Below are 18,458 nucleotides of genomic sequence, written 5' to 3'. Positions count from 1 at the left end.
TGTGACCGCTCCAGCCCGCTACTCGATGGCAGTGGACCGGCTGAGCTGCTCCCACTCGGTCACCTCGGCCAGGAGCGCCTCATGGTGTGCACGGAGTCCGTCGACCGCGTCATTGCCGAGCAGCAGCCGCAGTGGCGGGTTGTCGCTGTCCAGCGCCTTCATGATCGCCGCGACACCCTTGACCGGGTCGTTCGGCTCGGAGTCGAGCAGTTGTCTGGTCGCGGCCCGGGTCGCGCCTGCGGTGTCCCGGTAGATGTCCAGCTCGGCGGTGGCTCGCTTGTTGCGGTTGAACTCGGTCCGGAAGGCGCCCGGCTCCACCAGAAGGACGCGGATCCCTAAGGGCGCGACCTCAGTCGCCAGCGCCTCGGACAGACCTTCCAGCGCGTACTTCGCCGCGTGGTACGCGCCGTACCCGGGATAGGTCTTGAGCCCGCCGAGCGAGCTCATCTGCACGATCGTCCCCGAGCCCTGCGAGCGGAACAACGGCAGGACGGCCTTCGTCACCTCGGCGGCACCGAAGAAGACGACGTCGAGCTGTTCGCGCAGATCCGCCATCGACACCTCCTCGACGGCGCCGAGCACCATCGAGCCGGCGTTGTTGACCAGTACGTCGATCCGGCCGAAGACCGCGATCGTCGCCTGCACCGCGGCCTGGATCGAGGCAGAGTCGGTGACGTCCAGTACGGCCGTACTGATCCGGCCCTGGCCCAGCTCGGCCAGGTCGGCCAGGGTTTCGGGCCGCCGGGCCGTGGCCATCACCCGGTCGCCGGCCGCGAGAGCGGCCAGGACGAGCTCCCGCCCGAAGCCCGTGGAGCAGCCGGTGATCAGCCAGACCCGGCCTTGTTCGTCGTGTGTTTCCAGTGTGTTGTTCACACTTCGAGTCTTCGTCCGGGGCCGCTTCCGGGGCCAACATCGGCTGCCTGGCGCGGCAGTAGCCTGGGCCTGTGACCCCAGAGCTCCGGCAGTTGCGGTACTTCGTCGCGGTGGCGGAGGAGTCGAGCTTCACCCGGGCCGCGGCGCGGCTGACGATCGCGCAGCAGTCCCTGTCGCAGCAGATCACGTTGCTGGAGCGGATGGTCGGTGCGAAGCTCTTCGACCGCGACAGCCGGGGCACGGCGCTGACCGAGGTCGGCGCGGTCTTCCTTCCTGAGGCGCGAGCGGTGCTGGCGCGTGCGGACGCGGCGATGAACGTCGTCGGCCAGGCAGTCCGTGGCGAGGCCGGGCAGCTGCGGCTGGCGTTCCTGGCGACGACGGCGAACTACCTGCTGCCGCCGGTGGTCCGGGCCGTCCGCGAGCGCCTGCCCGAACTTCGGCTGTCGACCGAGGAGACCACGATCAGTCAGCTGGTCGAGGGCATCACCAGCGGCCGGTACGACGTCGCCTTCTCGCGACCACCGCTGGTCGACACGCTGGCGACCCGGACGCTGATCACTGAGGAAGTCTGCGCGGTGCTGCCGGCTGGGCATCCGCTGGCCGGTCGCAGCGAACTGAAGCTCACCGAGTTGGCCGGTGACCCGTGGCTTCTGACTCCGCGGAGCTCCTGGGGGCCGTGGCACGAGTTCTACGACGAGGAGTTCCGGGCGGCCGGATTCGTGCCGAACGTGGTGCACCGCGACTCGAGCGTCCAGGTGCTGCTCGGAATGGTGGCGGCCGGTGTCGGGGTGACCAAACTGGCCCGGTCGGCGCAGAGCCTGCGTCGTACTGGGGTGGTCTTCGTCCCCGTGGCCGGGCAAACCGTCTCGACGGAGATGGTGTGGTTGCCCGCCAACCCGTCGCCGATCCTGCCCGCCGTCCGCGACGTGGTGGTCGAGCTGGCCGAGTTCGGTCAGATCACCACCACCGGCTGAGGGGTGACAGGGGTCATGGGATGTGAATTTGTGAACGGTCGGGGCGGCGGGCGACAATAGGTCGGTTATGACTACCTCCCTTCCCCTTGTTTTCGATGAGCCGCGCCGTGCTAAGAAGCCGCCGCGGCATCTGGCCGATCTCACCGGGGAGGAACGGCGTACGGCGGTGGCCGCGCTGGGCGAGCCCGCGTTCCGGGCCAAGCAGTTGTCGAATCACTACTTCTCCCGGCTGGTGTCCGACCCGGCCGAGATGACCGACCTGCCGGCCGCGACCCGGGACAAGCTGGTGGCCGAGCTGATGCCGCCGCTGCTGACCCGGGTGCGTGACCTGGAGTGCGACAACGGGCAGACCCGCAAGACGCTGTGGAAGCTGCTGGACGGTTCGCTGGTCGAGTCCGTCCTGATGCGGTACACGGACCGCACCACCATGTGCGTGTCGTCGCAGGCCGGCTGTGGGATGGCGTGCCCGTTCTGCGCCACCGGTCAGGCCGGCCTGACCCGGAACATGACGACCGCGGAGATCGTCGAGCAGGTCGTCGACGGTGCCCGGGCGCTGTCCCGCGGTGAGATCGCCGGCGGGCCGGGCCGGGTCAACAACATCGTGTTCATGGGCATGGGCGAGCCGATGGCCAACTACAAGGCCGTGATCGGTGCCGTCCGCCGGTTCACCGACCCGTCGCCGGAAGGCCTCGGGATCTCGGCGCGCGGTGTCACCGTGTCGACGGTCGGCCTGGTGCCCCGGATGAACCAGCTGTCCACCGAGGGCATCCCGGTCACGCTCGCGCTGTCGCTGCACGCACCGGACGACGAGCTGCGCGACGAGCTCGTGCCGATCAACAACCGCTGGAAGGTCGACGAGGTGCTCGACGCGGCGTGGGGGTACGCGCGGCAGACGAAGCGCCGGGTCTCGATCGAGTACGCGATGATCCGTGACATCAACGACCACGCCTGGCGCGCGGACCTGCTGGCGGAGAAGCTGGCCGCCCGTGGCGACTGGGGCTGGGTGCACGTCAACCTGATCCCGCTCAACCCGACCCCGGGCTCGAAGTGGACCGCCTCCGACCCGGCCGACGAGCGCGAGTTCGTCCGCCGCCTCCAGGCCGGCGGCATCCCGACCACGGTCCGCGACACCCGCGGCCAGGAGATCGACGGAGCCTGCGGCCAGCTCGCCGCCGCCAACCAGTCCTGATCCCCTCAGGCCAACTCGCCCAGCAGCTTGGTGAGAGCTGCGGGTTGGGAGAACATCGGCCAGTGGCCGGTGGGTAGCTCGAGCAGCTCCCACGACGGGCTCTTGAGCTGCTCGACGACGTCTGCCGAAGGCGTGGCGCCGTCCAGCAGGCATTTGAGGTACGTCGTAGGCAGGTCGCCGATCGGGTGGGTCAGTCGGGCCGGCTCCGAGATGGCCCGGCCGGGATGCGGCGTACTGCGGGCGACGATCAGGGCTATCGCCTCGTCGGAGAGGTCCTGGTCGGCGTAGTCCTCGGCCGTGAGCGGTGGCCAGAACCCGCCGGACTCGGCCAGCTGCCCCTCGACCCAGGCGCGGCCCTCGGCGGACCAGCCGTCGACGAACGACTTCCCATCGGCGGGGATGTTCGAGTCGACGTACACCACTCGCCGCAGCCGGTCGCCGATCCGCCCAGCCGCCTGGCCGACCGGGATCCCGGAGTAGCTGTGCCCGGCGAGGACGACGTCTCGCAGATCGTGGCTCTCGATCACCGCCACGATGTCGTCGACGTGTTGCTGCTGTCCGACCTGAGCGGCATCCGGACCGTGCCGCTCGGCCAGCCCGCTCAGCGTCACCGGATAAACCCCGTGCCCCTCCGCGCGCAGCCCGGCCGCCACCTCGTCCCACGCCCACGCACCGAGCCACGCCCCTGGCACCAACACGAAGTTCGTCATGCCGCGCACGGTAGACCAAGCCTCCGACAAACTTGGGTCATGCGTGGTGAGGTACGTCAGTACGAGGAGAAGGACCGGCAGGCGGTGCTCGACCTGGCGCCGCGACTGATGGAGGGAGTGGCACGCTGGCGTTCACCGGACGGAGTGCGTGCGGCTGTCACCGGCTGGGTCGTCGAGGCAGTCGGGCGAGCCGCCGAGCCAGGCCGGTTCGTGTACGTCGCCGAGGTGGACGGTGTGGTCGCCGGCTTCGTCTCCGGCGAGCAGCGGACGCACTGGTCCGGCGACCAGGAGCTGTACGTCGGTGAGCTCGTGGTGGCCACGAGTCACGAAGGCGAAGGCGTCGGCCGTGCTCTGATCGACGCCGTGACCGACCACGCACGTCGGCTGGGCGTCACTACGATCACACTCGACACCGGCGCCGCCAACACGTCCGCACGCGGCTTCTACCGCAGCCTCGGCTTCGAGGAGGAGGACGTGAAGCTCACCAGGGTCCTCAGCTGACCAGCGCGGTCGCCTCGTCGATGGTGTCGACCAGGTGGAGTGACGTCGTCATCGCACGTTTCGCGGCCAGGGACTGCAGCAGCGGCCAGACCGGCAGCTTGACGGTCCAGTGCTCGACATCGACGAGGATGAGCGGGATCTGGGTCGCCGGATCGCCGTAGTAGTTGGGTGTCACCGCCTGGAAGACCTCCTGCACCGTTCCGGCCGCGCCAGGGAGGTAGACGATCCCGCCCTTCGCCCGGCTGAGCAGCACGTCCTCCCGCTGGGCATTGGAGAAGTACTTGGCGATCGACGACGCGAACACGTTTGGCGGCTCGTGCCCGTAGAACCATGTCGGGATCGACACCCCGCCGGCGCCGGGGAACTCACGCCGTACCCGGAGCCCCACGGCGGCCCACTCGGCCACTGAGGGCTTGAACGACGGTACGGCGGCCAGCGCGGCCAGTGCGGTGTCGACGGCGGACTCGTCGTACCCGGACAGGGATGCACCGAGGTTCGCCGCCTCCATGGCGCCAGGACCGCCGCCAGTCACCACGGTGCGGCCCGTCCGGGCGAGGCTGCGTCCGAGCATGACGGCCGACCGGTACGACGTACTCCCGCGGGCGACACCATGTCCGCCCATGACACCGATCCACGGCTGGTCGGTGGGCAACTCGTGGAGCGCGTCGGCGATGGAGTGGTCGTGCAGGGCGGCCGCGAGGGTCCGGCTGGTGTCGCCCTTCTCGTCGTGCTGCCGGGACCATGCGTAGATCCGCGCGTCCGGTGTGGCGTCGTACCCGTCCTCGAGGCCGGCGTAGAGCTCCTCGGCGTCGTACAGCGTGGCGCGGTAGGCGTCGAAGGGCAGGGACGGGATCGCTGGGAACACGAGCCCGCCGCCGTCGCGGATCCAGGCGTCGGCCTTCTCCTCCAGCACGCAGCCGAGGAACAGGGCGCCCATCGGGCTCAGCCCGAGCAGCTCCGCCGTCCGGCCGGTCAGGTCGACCGACTGCACCCGCCAGCCCGCCATCGAGGTGGCGCCCGCCGCCACGATCCGGTCGAAATGCCCCAGCGACTCGATGTCCACATGCGGGATGCTCGGCAATGTCACGCAGAGCACCTTAACCGTCATAGAAGCCCACTATGAGCGAGCGACGCGATGGGGTAATGCTTAGGCATGACACATGCGGAGCTCTGGGAGCGTCACAAGGCCGTCATGCCGGACTGGCTCGCGTTGTACTACGAGGAGCCGATCGAGATCGTGCAGGGATCGGGCCGCCGGGTGACCGACGGTCAAGGTGCCACCTATCTCGACTTCTTCGCCGGCATCCTGACCAACGCGATCGGCTACGACATCGCGGAGATCTCCGACGCGGTGCGTGAGCAACTGGCCACCGGTATCGCGCACACCTCGACGGTCTACCTGATCCGCAAGCAGATCGAACTGGCCGAGCAGATCGCGCAGCTGTCCGGGATCCCGAACGCCAAGGTCTTCTTCACCAACTCCGGCACCGAGGCGAACGAGGCGGCCCTGATGCTGGCCACCCAGCGGCGCCGGTCCAACCAGGTTCTGGCGATGCGCAACTCCTACCACGGCCGCGGTTTCGGAACGGTCGCCATCACCGGCAACCGAGGCTGGTCCGCGAGCAGCCTGTCACCGGTCAACGTCCAATACGTGCAAGGTGCTTACCGGTACCGCAGCCCGTTCCGCGACCTGCCCGACGCGGAGTACATCAAGGTCTGCGTCGACGATCTGCGCAACGTCATCGAGACCACGACCGCGGGCGACGTCGCCTGCCTGATCGCCGAGCCGATCCAGGGCGTCGGCGGCTTCTCGTCCGGCCCTGATGGCCTGTACGCCGCCTTCAAGGAGGTCCTGGACGAGTACGGCATCCTGTTCATCTCCGACGAGGTGCAGACCGGCTGGGGCCGCACCGGCGAGCATTTCTGGGGGATCCAGGCGCACGACATGGTGCCGGACGCGATGACGTTCGCCAAGGGCCTCGGCAACGGGTTCGCGATCGGCGGTGTGGTCGCGACGCCGGAGCTGATGGACAGCCTGAGCGCCAACTCGCTGTCGACGTTCGGCGGCAATCCGATCTCCACCAGCGCGGCGAAGGCGACGCTGGACTACCTGCTCGACCACGACCTGCAGGCGAACGCGGCCAAGCGTGGCTCGCAACTGGTCGACGGCCTGCGTGGCATCTCCGAGGAGTTCCTCGAGCTCGGCGACGTCCGCGGCAAGGGCCTGATGCTGGCTGCCGAGATCGTCAAGCCGGACGACAACAGCCCCGACCCGGCCACCACCGCCAAACTCCAGCAGGAGACCAAGAACCGCGGTCTGCTGGTCGGCAAGGGCGGGCTGTACGGCAATGTCCTCCGGATGGCGCCACCGATGACGTTGACCGAGGACGAGGCCACCGAAGCCCTCGAGATCATCCGCGACTCGTTCAACACCCTGCGCTGAGGAGCTTCTCGAGCAAGCGAAAGGGTCCTGGGGAGTTGCTCCCCGGGACCCTTTCGCGTGATCAGTTGGCCGAGGGTGGCCCGTCGCCCGTGGTCAGCGCCTCGGTGGTGCCGACGGCGGACTGGTCGAGCGGTTCGGCCGTCAGCGGACCGCCGGCGGAGCGGCCGCGACGGCGCATCAGGCGCTCGACCCGCTGTGCGAGCACGCTCAGCAGGTAGTTGATGATCACGAAGATCGCGCCGACGACGATCAGCGCCGGGAGCAGGTTCGACTTGTAGTTGCCGATCTGCTCGGCTTTCCGCAGCAGTTCCTCGTAGGTGATGATGTAGCCGAGCGCGGTGTCCTTCAGGATCACCACCAGCTGGCCGACGATCGCCGGCAGCATCGCGGTGATTGCCTGCGGCAACAGGATCATCCGCATCGACTTCCCGGTGGTCAGGCCGATCGCCATCGCGGCCTCGCTCTGCCCCTTCGGCAGGGAGTACACGCCGGAGCGGACCAGTTCGGCGACTACAGCGCCGTTGTACAGCGTGAGAGCGGTGACGACGGCGGCCAGAGCGAGTCGATCCGGCGGGAACAGGTCGTAGTTCGCGTACAAGGCGTACGTGAACAGCATCATCAGCAGCACCGGTACCGCGCGGAAGAACTCCACGACGACGCTGCTGGGCCACCGGATCCAGACCTGGGTGGACAGCCGGCCGACACCGAGCAGGACGCCGAGGACCATCGCGAAGACGACCGAGATCGCGGCCGCGGTCAGGGTGCCGATCAGGCCCGGGATCAGGTACTCGGTCCAGATTTCACCGGTCAGGAACGGCTCCCACTTCGCCGCGGTGAGCTGCCCCTTCTCGTTGAGCTTGTCGATCACGAACCACAGCGCCAGCAGCAGGATCAGGACGCTGGCGACGCCGACCGCGGCGTACAGGCGCTTGGCGCGCGGGCCGGGCGCGTCGAACAGAACGGTGCCGCTCATCGCTTCACCGCCAGTCGCTTCGACATCGAGGTGAACAGGATGCCGATCGGCAGGGTCAGGATCACGAAGCCGACCGCGAAGATGCCGAACACGACGAAGAGCACGTCCGGACGGTCCTCCATCATCACCTTCATCACCGCCGATGCTTCGGTCACGCCGATGACCGAGGCAACCGTCGAGTTCTTGGTCAGCGCGATCAGCACGTTGCCCAGCGGTGCGATGGCGCCGCGGAACGCCTGCGGCAGGACGACGTACCACAGCGTCTTCAGGAACGGCAGACCGATCGCCCGGGCCGCCTCCGCCTGGCCGAGCGGGACGGTGTTCACGCCGCTACGGATCGCCTCGGCCACGAAGGACGCGTGGTACACCGACAGACCGAGGACGGCCAGCCGGAAGTTGTTGTCGGTGATGAAGGTGTTCGAGTCCTTGTTCGCCAGCGAGACGCCGAGCTGCAGGAACAGTCCGAGGTTGCAGAACACGATGACCAGCGTCAACGGTGTGTTCCGGACGATGTTCACGTAGGCGGTGCCGATGATCTGCAGCACCCGGACCGGGGAGACCCGCATCACCGCCACCACGGTGCCGATCAGCAGTGCGAAGAATGCCGACAGCAGCGTGAGGTAGATGGTCGTCCGGAACGCTTGCAGACCGTCGTACTCGGAGAAGAACTCCGATATCACGTCCATGATTCTCCTGCTGGGGAACGAGGCGGAGACCAGCACACCGGGGAGGGACCGCGGACGGTCCCTCCCCGGAGCATGCTAGGTCAGGCGCAGGCGTCGAAAGTCTTCGGCGGGTTGGTGGCCGTGTCCAGCTTCAGACCGGCCTGGCCGAGGTTCTTGTCGAAGGCCTTCTGCCACTCGCCGGAGTCGACCATCTTCTTCAGCGCGTCGTTGACCTTGGTGCAGGTCTCGGTGTCGCCCTTCTTCAGGCCGACGCCGTAGCGCTCGGTCGAGAAGGTCTTGCCGACCACCTTGAACTTGCCCTTGTTGGCTTCCTGTGCGGCGTAGCCGGCCAGGATGGTGTTGTCGGTGGTGAGCGCGTCGATCGCGCCGGCGCCGAGGGCCTCGACACACTTGGAGTAGGTGTCGTACTCCTGCAGCTGCACCGTGTCGGCGAACTGGTCCTTGACCTTCTGCGCCGAGGTGGAGCCGGTCACCGAGCACAGCTTCTTGCCGCCCAGCGACTCCGGTCCGGTGATGTCGGTGTTGTCGGAGCGGACCAGCAGGTCCTGGCCGGCCACCATGTACGGACCGCCGAAGGAGACCTTCTCCTTGCGCTTGTCGGTGATGGAGTAGGTCGCGAAGATCATCTTGACCTGACCGTTGGCCAGCAGCGTCTCGCGCTGGGCCGACGGGGACTCCTTGAACGTGATGTCGCCGTATCCGAGCTCCTTGGCGACGTACCTCGCGACGTCGACGTCCATGCCGGTGTAGTCCGCGCCTTCCTTCAGGCCCAGACCCGGCTGGTCGAACTTGATGCCGATGGTGACCTTCTCGCCACCGCTGGCGCCGGAACCGGAGCTGGCGTCAGTGTCGTCGCCACAGGCAACCAGTCCGGTCGCCGCCAGGCCCGCGATGCCGAGGGCAGCGATGATTCGCTGTCGCATTGTCTTTTCCTCCGTTGATCAGTACTGCGCTGGGACGGCGTTGTGGACGGTCAGTGGGTCAGGATCTTCGACAGGAAGTCCTGGGCCCGCTTGGTCTGCGGATCGGTGAAGAACCGCTCCGGCTCGGCCTCCTCGACGATCTGGCCGTCGGCCATGAACACGACCCGGTTCGCCGCGCGGCGGGCGAAGCCCATCTCGTGCGTGACGACGATCATCGTCATGCTCTGCCCGGCCAGGTCGACCATCACGTCCAGGACCTCTTTGATCATCTCGGGGTCCAGGGCCGAGGTCGGCTCGTCGAACAACATCACCTTGGGATCCATGGCCAGCGCGCGGGCGATCGCGACCCGCTGCTGCTGACCGCCGGACAGTTGGGCCGGGTACTTGTCGGCCTGGGCGGTGACGCCGACCCGCTCCAACAGCCCCCGGGCCTTCTCCTCGGCCTCGGACTTGGACTGGCCGCGCACCTTGCTCGGGCCGAGGGTGACGTTCTGCAGGATCGTCTTGTGCGCGAACAGGTTGAACGACTGGAACACCATGCCGACGTCGGCGCGGAGCCGGGCCAGGGCCTTGCCCTCGCTGGGCAGCGGCTGGCCGTCCAGGGTGATCGTGCCGGAGTCGATGGGCTCCAGCCGGTTGATCGCGCGGCAGAGCGTCGATTTGCCGGAACCGGACGGACCGATCACCACGACGACCTCGCCCTTGGCGATGGACAGGTTGATGTCCTTCAGGACGTGCAGGTCACCGAAATGTTTGTTGACCTCGGTCAGGGCGACCAGACCGGTTTTCGTCAAGGTTCCGGAATCGCTCATGGCCAGAACCTACTGGAGTGGGGGGCACGGACAAACGACCGCCCGGTTCCACGGTGGTAACGATCTGCAACAAAGCGGAGCGGGCTGTGACCGACTGGTCACAGCCCGCATGATCTGCGCTTCAGTGTCCATTAACCCCTGTTCCACAACAGCCACTTGCAGCGATCGCTGCGGCCGACGGCGGCTCCTGGACCGCGGCCTCGACGTCGGCCAGCATGCGCTGACGGGCGGCCGGCGAGATCACCCGGCCGCGAGTGACGACCGAATGGATGCGTCGCGTGTTGCGGATGTCGTTCAGTGGATCGGCCTCCAATACAACGAGATCCGCGATCTTGCGGGGTTCGACCGAGCCGAGATCGTTGCCGAGTCCGAGGAACCTGGCCGGCTCGACAGTGGCCGCGTGCAGGGCCTGTCGCGGGGTGGCGCCGGCCTGGACGAGGTGCTCGAGTTCGTCGTGCAGAGCGAAGCCGGGGACGGAGTACGGCGTACCTGTGTCGGTGCCGGCGAGGATCGGGACGTCGTGGGCGAGAAGTTCGCGGGCGAAGCGCTGCCGCCACTCCCACATCTGCCGCTGGTGCGAGATCTCCTCCGCGGTCCGGTTGGCCTTGTAGAGGTTCTCCATCACGTAGTCGTAGGTTCCGATCGAGTCCGCGCTCAGATACTTCGTGGTCGCCGGGTCGAGGGCGGTGTAGTCGGGCCGGTCCAGCACGTTGTGCATGGTCAGCGTCGGCGTCACCCGGGTGCGGTTGCGCCGCAGCGTGCCGAAGACATCGGCGGCCCGGCTCGGACTGTAGGTGTTCGCGGCGATCCACTCGATCGGGTGCATCTGCCGGAACCACGCGTTGTAGTCGCCGGTCTTCACGCTGATCGCGCGGACCATCCGGCGTACCTCGGCCTCGCGGGTGGAGACGGACAGGCCGAGTGAGTGGATGTGCTCGATGCTGCGTTGGCCGGCGTTGCTGACCTCCTTCGAGGTGAGTTCGTCGGGACCGTGGCCGTGCACCGTTAGGCCGACCTTGCGCGCCTCGTCGAGGATGGCGGCGTACGCCGGCCGGCTGAGCCGCGAGTAGACCTTCACGAAGTCGGCGCCTTCGGCCTTGACCTGGCGTACGGCGGCCCGCGCGGCGGCAGCGTCCTCGACGACCAGGACATGGAGCAGGCTCGGGTCCCACAGGGTCGGATCGCCGTCGATGATCTGGCTGGCCACGACCATCCGCGGGCCGAGCAGCGTGCCGGCGTCGATCCGGTCGCGCCAGTCGTACAGGGCCGGATCGCTGCCGGCCATCTCGCGGACCATGGTCAGCCCGTTGGCGAGGTACAGCGGGAGAGACACCCGCTCGTCGCCCAGGCTGTGCACGTGCATGTCGGCCAGGCCGGGGATGACGAACTTGCCGGTCAGGTCGATCCGGACGGCGCCGCGGGGGACCGGGAGGTTGTGGCCGACGCCGATGATGCGGTCGCCGCTGATCAGGACGGTCTGGTTGCGGTCCCGGCGTCCGGTGGCGACGTCGATGACAGTGGCGTTGGTGAGGGCGGTGATCGGCGTCGTACCCAAGGAGTTCACCGAGGGCTTCGCGAGGGCTGACGCGGTGGTGGCGGTGAAGGAGCCCCCGGCGATCACGGCGGCGCCGACGGCGGTACGGGCGAGGAACTGGCGACGAGAACTGTTCATGCCCCTCACTATTCTCGCCAGGGGCTTGCTGGTCAGGGGTTACAGGGACCCGGTCCCAGGTAGGGAAATGTCTACCGCGGCACGTACTCTAGGTGGCTGTCATGCGTACTTATGAGGTCCGCACCTACGGGTGCCAGATGAATGTTCACGACTCCGAGCGGCTGCGCGGGCTGCTGGAGGACGCGGGCTACGTCCGCGCGCCCGAGGGTGATCAGGCCGACGTGGTCGTCTTCAACACTTGTGCGGTCCGGGAGAACGCCGACAACAAGCTGTACGGCAACCTCGGTCACCTGGCGCCGGTGAAGGCCAAGACACCGGGCATGCAGATCGCCGTCGGTGGGTGTCTGGCGCAGAAGGACAAGGCCAGCATCACCAAGAAGGCGCCGTGGGTGGACGTCGTCTTCGGGACGCACAACATCGGGTCGCTGCCGGCGTTGCTGGAGCGTGCTCGGGTGGAGCAGGAGTCGCAGGTCGAGATCCTCGAGGCGCTCGAGGTGTTCCCGTCCACGCTGCCGACCCGGCGCGAGTCGCCGTACTCGGCCTGGGTGTCGGTGAGCGTCGGCTGCAACAACACCTGCACGTTCTGCATCGTGCCGTCGCTGCGCGGCCGTGAGAAGGACCGCCGGCCGGGCGACGTACTCGCGGAGGTCGAGGCGCTGGTCGCCGAGGGCGTGCTGGAGGTGACCCTGCTCGGCCAGAACGTGAACTCGTACGGCGTCGAGTTCGGCGACCGCTACGCCTTCGGCAAACTGCTCCGGGCCTGCGGCACCATCGACGGGCTGGAGCGGGTCCGGTTCACCTCGCCGCACCCGCGTGACTTCACCGCGGACGTGATCGAGGCGATGGCCGAGACGCCGAACGTGATGCCCTCGCTGCACATGCCGCTGCAGTCCGGCTCGGACCGGGTTCTGAAGGCCATGCGGCGCTCGTACCGCCGCGATCGGTATCTGAAGATCATCGAGGACGTGCGGGCCGCGATGCCCGACGCCGCGATCACCACCGACATCATCGTCGGCTTCCCCGGTGAGACCGAGGAGGACTTCCAGGGCACGCTGGACGTGGTCCGGCAGGCCCGGTTCGCGGGTGCGTTCACCTTCCAGTACTCGAAGCGTCCCGGGACGCCGGCGGAGTCGATGGAGGACCAGGTTCCGCGCGACGTCGTCCAGGATCGGTACGAACGTCTGGTCGCGCTGCAGGACGACATGGCCTGGGACGAGAACAAGTTGACCGTCGGTCGGTCGCTCGAGGTGCTCGTGGCCGAGGGGGAGGGGCGCAAGGACGCCGCCACTCATCGCCTCAGCGGCCGCGCGCGGGACAACCGGCTCGTCCACTTCGCGCTGCCGGAGAGCGTCGAGGCTCCGCGACCGGGTGACATGGCAACGGTCGAGGTCACGTACGCCGCGCCACACCACCTCGTCGCGGATGTCTTCGGTGCAGTACGACGTACGCGCGCCGGCGACGCGTGGGAGCGAGCCCAGGACGCACCGGCCTCGACACCAGGAGTGATGCTCGGCATGCCCACGATCGGAGCGAAGCCGCTGGAGCCCGCGGTCGGCGGGTGCCAGGTCGGATGACCGGTACCGCGGCTGACCGCTCGCCCCTTCTTCCGCCCGACGCCGTGCCGTTCGCGGCGGGGCGGGACGCGGACATCTATGAGCTCGACGACTCCTGGGTCCTGCGGCGCTACCGCAATGGTCATCCCGTGCGCGACGAGGCGGACTTCATGCGGCACGTCGCGAAGTACGACTACCCGGTTCCGGCGGTCCGTGAGATCTCCGGGCCGGACATGGTGATCCAGCGACTGACGGGCCCGACCCTCGGGGACGCGGCGATCGCCGGCGACCTCACCGGGACCGAGCTCGGCGAGATCCACGCCCACCTCCACCGTCGCCTGCATGCGATCCCCGCCCCGAGCGGCACCCCGGGCCGGGTCGTGGTGCATGGCGATCTGCATCCGCTCAACGTGATCGCCACCGACGACGGCCCGGTCGTCATCGACTGGCGCAACGCCGAGGAGGGCACGCCCGAGTTCGATGTCGCGATGACCGCGATCATCTGCGCCCAGGTCGCGCTCGACCCGTCATTCGAGGCGCTCACCCCGCTCGTCCGCGAAGCCCTCGCCAGCTACCTCGCGCACTCCATCGACCCGACCCCCGGCCTCGCCGCCGCACTCGAGGTCCGCGGCAACAACCCGACGCTGACACCCGAGGAGCTAGCCCTTCTCCCAGCCCAGGAAGCCCTGATCCGCTCACATCTCTAGGCGTTCAGGAACTGGGACGGCTTGATGGCGCGGGTGACGATGCGGAGCTCGCCGATGTGGCCGGCGAAGGACTGCTCGATCACGTTGGCGTAGTGGTTCGCACCCAGGAGCCAGGGCTTGCCCGCGGTTGCGAGCCCGTTGGACGTGGTGGCCGGATTGCGGAGCAGCGGCGACGAGTCGACGTACATGGTGCTGTGCCTTCCGTCGTTGACCACCGCGAGGTGGAACCACTGTCCGGCGACCTGTTCGTGGCCCCAGTTCGTGAACGTGTCGGTGCGGTCGAGCGGGTACACGGCCCACTGCAGTTGGCGTCCGCCGGAGAACGCGAGGTTGACCACCGGCTCCGACGGATCGCTGCCGGTCTTGCCCGCATCCGCGCCGGTGCCCATCCGGCTCAGCAGACCCTCCCAGGCATGGTCGGCGCCGTCGTCGGCCAGCTTCACGAACGCCTCGATCGTGTAGCCGTTGGTGAAGGTGAGGGCGTTGAGCGGCGCGCCGTCGGCGGTCCGCAGGTAGCCGCCGCGGGCCGGGTTCTTGCCGCCGGAGAACAGCCAGCTGGCGTGCCCGGGCTGATCCGGGTGGAACTCCGTCGAGGCCTGCGGCCCGTCGCCGGCGAGTTGCACGCGGGTCAGGTGGTTGCCCTTGCCTGAGTGGTCGACCACCTTGTCGGTGACCGGCCCGTCGAAGCGCCAGTAGGCCGCCGTCCCCGGAATGACGAGTTGCGCGGCCGGCCGCGCCGGGCGGACCGGGACCGGGGCGAAGCCGGCGAACCGCTCGGCGAAGTCGATCGGGATGCTGAACCGGTTGGTGTCGTCGGTCAGCTCCAGATCGCCTTCGGCCAGCGCGTTGCGCTTGGCCGGGTCCTGGCCGAGGAGCCACGGCGCGATCGTCTCGACGTCGATCGTGTTCCGGGCCAGGTCGAAGTGGTAGAGCCGGATCATCCCGGATCCGCCGTAGTACCGGTCCTGGTAGTTGGTCAGGTGCAGGTGTACGTCGTGGCCGGCAGCGTTCTGGCGGACGACCCGGCCAGGCGGCCAGAAGTGGCCGTTCAGCGTGAGGAAGATCTGGTCGTTGCCGTGCACCAGCTGGTCCCAGACCCGGTTGCCGTGGTCGGTGAAGTACGCCATCGGCCGGCCGTGGTCGGCGTTCACCAACTCGTGCGTGGTCAGGATGACCGGCAGTTTCGGGTGTTGGGCGATCACGTCCCGCGCCCACGCGAAGCTGGCGTCCGACGGCCGCCAGTCCATTGCCAGCAGCAACCACTGCCGGCCGGCCGCGCGGAACACGTGGTACGAGTTGTACCCGTTCGGCGTCGAGCCGCCGTACGTCGCCATCCGCCGGAACCGCTGCGGCGGGAACGTCTGCAGGTACGCCGAGTCGCCGCGGGTGTCGTCCTTCGACGCATCGATGTCGTGGTTGCCGGCGAGAACGGAGTACGGCATCCGGGCCCGGTCGAGGATCTTGAACACCGGGTCCGCCTGGGCGAACTCGGACGCCTGCGCATTCTCGACCACGTCACCGAGGTGCGCGGTGAAGACGATGTTCTCGGCCGAGAGCTGGTCGATCAGGTACTCGAAGCTCGCCGTCAGCGGCGCCGGGTCGCCGCGGTCCAGGTCGAACTGGTACTGCGTGTCCGGTACGACGGCGACCGTGAACCGCGGGTGCTCGGTGTCGATCCGCCCACCCGATGCCTTGCTCGCCCGGGTTGCCTGAGTCGCCGCTGCTGCGGCTCCTCCGGTGCTCAGCGTGCCCGATGCGAGCACCGCACCCGCGCCGAGTGCACCCGCCTGCAACAGTCGCCGCCGGCTCGTCCCGTCGTACCGCTCGTCCATCGCTCGCCTCCGAAGCTCGCTGACATCGCAGCGAACTCTAGAGCGAGGCGGTCCAAGCGTTGGTGAACTCAGTCGAAACCGTGGGCGATCACCGCGGGAAGGCCGTCACCGGCCAGACCGGCCAGCACCCGCGCCTCGTGCGGAACGACCGGGTCGGGAAGCTTGTCCAGCGAGTACCACTCCAGGCCGCCTGCCTTGTCCGGCTCCATCAGCCGGGGCTCACCACTCCAGCGGGACGTCGTGAAGAAGAAGTCGACCCGCTCGTCGATCGGGTCACCGTTCCCACCGGTCCGGTGCATCGCGGTCACCGGCACGAGATCCGCCGGATCGATCTCCACCCCAACCTCTTCCCGCACCTCCCGCACCGCCGCCTCGAGCACCGACTCGCCCTTCTCCACATGCCCCGCGGGGACCGCCCAGTACCCATCCATGTAACCGGTGTTGGCCCGCAGCATCATCAACACCTCATCCCCCCGCCGCAACACCACATAAGCCGCCGGAACCACCCGAAACCGATCCATACAAGCACCCTAATCACCCCCGCCGACAACCCAGTCAAAGCTCCCGGAAAGGACTCCTCCTCCGAGGGCTATGGGTAGGAAATCCTGTGGCGGTGGTTGGTGGGCTGGTGACATGGTGGCGCGTATGCCGGATGTCGTGGTGCCGCTGACGGTGAGGGATCTGGTTGCTGAGGATCTGTACCCGGGGTTCTCCGGCTGGACGGATACGCATCTTGCGGGGACCTTCGAGGCCCTTGAGCGGGCGAAGCGGGGGGAGGTGGACTTCCTCGCGGTCTGTCCGCCGTCGGGGATTCCTGTGGCGACCGGCGGGGTCGACTACGCCAAGCCTTCGGGTGTGCCGGTGCTTTGGCAGCTGGAGGTTGATGCGCCGCTACGGTCCTGTGGCATCGGCACGGTCCTCATCCAGGCGTTGGAGCAGCGGATCCGCGGACGTGGTCTCACCTTGGCCGAGCTGGGAGTGGACGAGAACTACTCGCGACCGCGTGTGCTGTACGAGCGCCTCGGGTACGTCGTCGTCCGCCGCGAGCCGGGTGGTTGGAACCAGGAAGCACCCGACGGCACGGTCACCCGGTACGAAACGATGATCACTGTCCTGCGCAAGACACTTGCCTGACCTTCGGAAGGCCCCTTGAGTCATCGCAGGGGGAGGATGTGCACATGAACGAGGACGAGGACTTCCTGGCTGAGCAGGCGCAGCTCGCTGGGGCGCAAGCCGAAGCCGATGCCGAACGGATCCGGCAGGAGGCCGAGGACGCCACCGCCGACCCGGCGGCTCAGCAGGAGTGGATCCGCCAGTCCAACCTGATCTACGGCGGACTGGGTGCCGCCGGTCTGGTCGTGGTGCAGCCATTCCTGACCGAGCCCTCGCTCGACCCGTCGGCGATGGTGTGTGTCATCGCGTTCGCCGTCTCGATCCCGTTGCTTGCCGCGCTCCTGGTGCTGAATCGGCAGGAGGAGTTTCGTCGTCGGGCGAGCAGGTCACCGTTGGTCGGACTGGCCAAGGCAGTCGCACAAGGCTCAGCGTTCGTCGGCATCACTGCGGCGTTCTGGCACATGTCCATGATCGCGGGGATCGTGTTCCTGGCCGTGGGGTTCGTCGCGGTGGGAGTGCACTCCTCGGGGTACGTGCGACTGGAGTACGACTCCAAGTTCCGCTCGAGATTCACTCGCCGCCGGGCTCCTGAGGCGTAACCACCGCGCGGGCGTTGACCTCTCGTACGGCGTCGGCGATGGCGCGGAAGTCCTTCTTGAGGATCGCGCCGTGGCTGCTGGCGACCTTCGCGCTGAGCTCGAGGTTCGGGTTCCGCGCGAAGACCTGATCGAGGCTCGCGCGAATTCGTTCCTGCTCGTCACCCTTGCTGCCGAACGACGACCCCGACGCAAGCACGTACCTCACCGGGACGCTGATGTTGTCGAGCACCGGGCCGAGCTCACTCTCCCGGGAGATCTTGCCGAGCTCGATGTTGCTCTCGGCCTGCTGTTCGGCGCTCAACCGCGGTACCAGACCCGTCGGGCGCAGCAGCGGCGTGAACCACCCCATCCGCCGGAACAGCTTCCGGATCCGCTGCTCCATGGCCTCGTCCAGCCAGTCGTACGGTTCCGCGCCGTCAACCAGGACCGCGCCGATCGCACGCCCCGGATTCCGGCTGGCCCAATGCGCCGCGACGAACGCGCCGTACGACCAGCCCACCACCAGCGCCCGGTCCACACCCCGGGCCGCGAGTACGGCGTCGACATCCCGTACGGCGGCCTCGAACGAATAGTCCGCGGAACGCTTCGACTTCTTGCCACGACCCCGCTCGTCGTAGCTGATGTGCCGCCACCCCGACCCCAGCTCGGAGATCACCCGCCGCCAATACCCCTGAGTCGCAAACTGCCCATTGAGGTAAACCACAGGAACGCCGGACCCGCCGGTGTCCGTAACGGCCAGAGCCGTGTCATCAACCGACACCATGCCGGCCCATTCAGAGTCGATCGAGGGAATGCTGTTCTTCGTCATGCCCCCACCATCAACCCCCGCCCTGACACCACCCTGACACCGCGATGACGCGGCCCTCGCCGGGAGGTTGGTAGCGCTGAACCGGCCGCC

At 68.0% G+C, this 18,458-nt stretch carries 19 protein-coding genes; 8 read left to right on the top strand and 11 right to left on the bottom strand.

The window, feature by feature from the left end:
• Positions 1-18: 18 nt before the first annotated feature.
• Positions 19-873, bottom strand: coding sequence for an oxidoreductase (locus AB0I34_RS31655; protein ID WP_360452195.1), 855 nt, complete (start codon positions 871-873; stop codon positions 19-21).
• 71 nt (positions 874-944) lie between these two features.
• On the opposite strand from AB0I34_RS31655, the gene AB0I34_RS31650 reads away from it, so the two are divergent.
• Positions 945-1,847 carry a LysR family transcriptional regulator gene (locus AB0I34_RS31650; RefSeq protein ID WP_360452193.1) on the top strand — a complete coding sequence of 301 codons (903 nt, stop codon included), beginning with the start codon at positions 945-947 and terminating at the stop codon, positions 1,845-1,847.
• Between the two features lie 67 nt (positions 1,848-1,914).
• Positions 1,915-3,036 carry a 23S rRNA (adenine(2503)-C(2))-methyltransferase RlmN gene (gene rlmN, locus AB0I34_RS31645; protein WP_360452191.1) on the top strand — a complete coding sequence of 374 codons (1,122 nt, stop codon included), beginning with the start codon at positions 1,915-1,917 and terminating at the stop codon, positions 3,034-3,036.
• Positions 3,037-3,041: 5 nt separating this feature from the next.
• On the opposite strand, the gene AB0I34_RS31640 is transcribed toward rlmN, so the two are convergent.
• Positions 3,042-3,746 (bottom strand): alpha/beta fold hydrolase, encoded by a 705-nt coding sequence (locus AB0I34_RS31640; protein ID WP_360452189.1) that lies wholly within the window; start codon positions 3,744-3,746, stop codon positions 3,042-3,044.
• Between the two features lie 39 nt (positions 3,747-3,785).
• Here AB0I34_RS31640 and AB0I34_RS31635 point away from each other — a divergent pair, with 39 nt between their 5' ends.
• On the top strand, positions 3,786-4,247 hold the full coding sequence (locus AB0I34_RS31635) for a GNAT family N-acetyltransferase (protein WP_360452187.1): 462 nt from the start codon (positions 3,786-3,788) through the stop codon (positions 4,245-4,247).
• Here the strand turns inward: AB0I34_RS31635 and AB0I34_RS31630 are convergent.
• On the bottom strand, positions 4,240-5,355 hold the full coding sequence (locus AB0I34_RS31630; RefSeq protein WP_360452185.1) for an LOG family protein: 1,116 nt from the start codon (positions 5,353-5,355) through the stop codon (positions 4,240-4,242). The two genes, AB0I34_RS31635 and AB0I34_RS31630, sit on opposite strands and share 8 nt — an antisense overlap.
• Positions 5,356-5,400: 45 nt before the next feature.
• On the opposite strand from AB0I34_RS31630, the gene AB0I34_RS31625 reads away from it, so the two are divergent.
• Entirely contained in the window at positions 5,401-6,690 is a 1,290-nt protein-coding gene (locus AB0I34_RS31625) for an aspartate aminotransferase family protein (protein WP_360452183.1), read from the top strand.
• Positions 6,691-6,751: 61 nt separating this feature from the next.
• Here the strand turns inward: AB0I34_RS31625 and AB0I34_RS31620 are convergent, their stop codons facing one another.
• From AB0I34_RS31620 to AB0I34_RS31600, 5 genes are all read right to left on the bottom strand, one after another.
• Positions 6,752-7,663 carry an amino acid ABC transporter permease gene (locus tag AB0I34_RS31620; RefSeq protein WP_360452181.1) on the bottom strand — a complete coding sequence of 304 codons (912 nt, stop codon included), beginning with the start codon at positions 7,661-7,663 and terminating at the stop codon, positions 6,752-6,754.
• Entirely contained in the window at positions 7,660-8,349 is a 690-nt protein-coding gene (locus AB0I34_RS31615; RefSeq protein ID WP_360452179.1) for an amino acid ABC transporter permease, read from the bottom strand. The genes AB0I34_RS31620 and AB0I34_RS31615 overlap by 4 nt, the downstream gene beginning before the upstream one ends.
• An 80-nt stretch (positions 8,350-8,429) precedes the next feature.
• A complete protein-coding gene (locus tag AB0I34_RS31610) occupies positions 8,430-9,272 on the bottom strand; it encodes a glutamate ABC transporter substrate-binding protein (protein ID WP_360452177.1) in 843 nt (280 codons plus the stop codon).
• Between the two features lie 50 nt (positions 9,273-9,322).
• Complete coding sequence (locus AB0I34_RS31605; RefSeq protein ID WP_360452175.1) at positions 9,323-10,084, bottom strand: amino acid ABC transporter ATP-binding protein; 762 nt, start codon at positions 10,082-10,084, stop codon at positions 9,323-9,325.
• A gap of 121 nt (positions 10,085-10,205) precedes the next feature.
• Complete coding sequence (locus AB0I34_RS31600; RefSeq protein WP_360452173.1) at positions 10,206-11,756, bottom strand: amidohydrolase family protein; 1,551 nt, start codon at positions 11,754-11,756, stop codon at positions 10,206-10,208.
• A gap of 101 nt (positions 11,757-11,857) precedes the next feature.
• Here AB0I34_RS31600 and miaB point away from each other — a divergent pair, with 101 nt between their 5' ends.
• Positions 11,858-13,330 carry a tRNA (N6-isopentenyl adenosine(37)-C2)-methylthiotransferase MiaB gene (miaB, locus tag AB0I34_RS31595; RefSeq protein ID WP_360452171.1) on the top strand — a complete coding sequence of 491 codons (1,473 nt, stop codon included), beginning with the start codon at positions 11,858-11,860 and terminating at the stop codon, positions 13,328-13,330.
• Positions 13,327-14,016 (top strand): phosphotransferase, encoded by a 690-nt coding sequence (locus AB0I34_RS31590; RefSeq protein WP_360452169.1) that lies wholly within the window; start codon positions 13,327-13,329, stop codon positions 14,014-14,016. The genes miaB and AB0I34_RS31590 overlap by 4 nt, the downstream gene beginning before the upstream one ends.
• Here AB0I34_RS31590 and AB0I34_RS31585 read toward each other — a convergent pair.
• Both AB0I34_RS31585 and AB0I34_RS31580 read right to left on the bottom strand, forming a co-directional pair.
• Positions 14,013-15,848 (bottom strand): LamG-like jellyroll fold domain-containing protein, encoded by a 1,836-nt coding sequence (locus tag AB0I34_RS31585; RefSeq protein ID WP_360452168.1) that lies wholly within the window; start codon positions 15,846-15,848, stop codon positions 14,013-14,015. The genes AB0I34_RS31590 and AB0I34_RS31585 overlap by 4 nt on opposite strands.
• 68 nt (positions 15,849-15,916) lie before the next feature.
• Entirely contained in the window at positions 15,917-16,369 is a 453-nt protein-coding gene (locus AB0I34_RS31580; protein WP_360452166.1) for an NUDIX domain-containing protein, read from the bottom strand.
• A gap of 124 nt (positions 16,370-16,493) precedes the next feature.
• Between AB0I34_RS31580 and AB0I34_RS31575 the strand changes: the two genes are divergently transcribed.
• A complete protein-coding gene (locus tag AB0I34_RS31575; protein ID WP_360452164.1) occupies positions 16,494-16,982 on the top strand; it encodes a GNAT family N-acetyltransferase in 489 nt (162 codons plus the stop codon).
• Between the two features lie 44 nt (positions 16,983-17,026).
• Positions 17,027-17,560 carry a hypothetical protein gene (locus tag AB0I34_RS31570; RefSeq protein ID WP_360452162.1) on the top strand — a complete coding sequence of 178 codons (534 nt, stop codon included), beginning with the start codon at positions 17,027-17,029 and terminating at the stop codon, positions 17,558-17,560.
• Here the strand turns inward: AB0I34_RS31570 and AB0I34_RS31565 are convergent.
• Complete coding sequence (locus AB0I34_RS31565; RefSeq protein WP_360452160.1) at positions 17,532-18,368, bottom strand: alpha/beta hydrolase; 837 nt, start codon at positions 18,366-18,368, stop codon at positions 17,532-17,534. The genes AB0I34_RS31570 and AB0I34_RS31565 overlap by 29 nt on opposite strands.
• Positions 18,369-18,458 lie beyond the last annotated feature (90 nt).

The organism is Kribbella sp. NPDC050281 (assembly GCF_040655855.1).
GTDB lineage: Bacteria > Actinomycetota > Actinomycetes > Propionibacteriales > Kribbellaceae > Kribbella.
Note: the sequence above shows the minus strand (reverse complement) of the source record. Positions and strands in the feature narration are given on the sequence as shown.

Coding starts and splice junctions, on each gene's coding strand:
- rlmN (WP_360452191.1), top strand. CDS start 1,915: ATGACTACCTCCCTTCCCCTTGTTTTCGATGAGCCGCGCCGTGCTAAG.
- AB0I34_RS31640 (WP_360452189.1), bottom strand. CDS start 3,746: ATGACGAACTTCGTGTTGGTGCCAGGGGCGTGGCTCGGTGCGTGGGCG.
- AB0I34_RS31635 (WP_360452187.1), top strand. CDS start 3,786: ATGCGTGGTGAGGTACGTCAGTACGAGGAGAAGGACCGGCAGGCGGTG.
- AB0I34_RS31630 (WP_360452185.1), bottom strand. CDS start 5,355: ATGACGGTTAAGGTGCTCTGCGTGACATTGCCGAGCATCCCGCATGTG.
- AB0I34_RS31625 (WP_360452183.1), top strand. CDS start 5,401: ATGACACATGCGGAGCTCTGGGAGCGTCACAAGGCCGTCATGCCGGAC.
- AB0I34_RS31620 (WP_360452181.1), bottom strand. CDS start 7,663: ATGAGCGGCACCGTTCTGTTCGACGCGCCCGGCCCGCGCGCCAAGCGC.
- AB0I34_RS31615 (WP_360452179.1), bottom strand. CDS start 8,349: ATGGACGTGATATCGGAGTTCTTCTCCGAGTACGACGGTCTGCAAGCG.
- AB0I34_RS31610 (WP_360452177.1), bottom strand. CDS start 9,272: ATGCGACAGCGAATCATCGCTGCCCTCGGCATCGCGGGCCTGGCGGCG.
- AB0I34_RS31605 (WP_360452175.1), bottom strand. CDS start 10,084: ATGAGCGATTCCGGAACCTTGACGAAAACCGGTCTGGTCGCCCTGACC.
- AB0I34_RS31600 (WP_360452173.1), bottom strand. CDS start 11,756: ATGAACAGTTCTCGTCGCCAGTTCCTCGCCCGTACCGCCGTCGGCGCC.
- miaB (WP_360452171.1), top strand. CDS start 11,858: ATGCGTACTTATGAGGTCCGCACCTACGGGTGCCAGATGAATGTTCAC.
- AB0I34_RS31590 (WP_360452169.1), top strand. CDS start 13,327: ATGACCGGTACCGCGGCTGACCGCTCGCCCCTTCTTCCGCCCGACGCC.
- AB0I34_RS31585 (WP_360452168.1), bottom strand. CDS start 15,848: ATGGACGAGCGGTACGACGGGACGAGCCGGCGGCGACTGTTGCAGGCG.
- AB0I34_RS31580 (WP_360452166.1), bottom strand. CDS start 16,369: ATGGATCGGTTTCGGGTGGTTCCGGCGGCTTATGTGGTGTTGCGGCGG.
- AB0I34_RS31575 (WP_360452164.1), top strand. CDS start 16,494: ATGCCGGATGTCGTGGTGCCGCTGACGGTGAGGGATCTGGTTGCTGAG.
- AB0I34_RS31570 (WP_360452162.1), top strand. CDS start 17,027: ATGAACGAGGACGAGGACTTCCTGGCTGAGCAGGCGCAGCTCGCTGGG.
- AB0I34_RS31565 (WP_360452160.1), bottom strand. CDS start 18,368: ATGACGAAGAACAGCATTCCCTCGATCGACTCTGAATGGGCCGGCATG.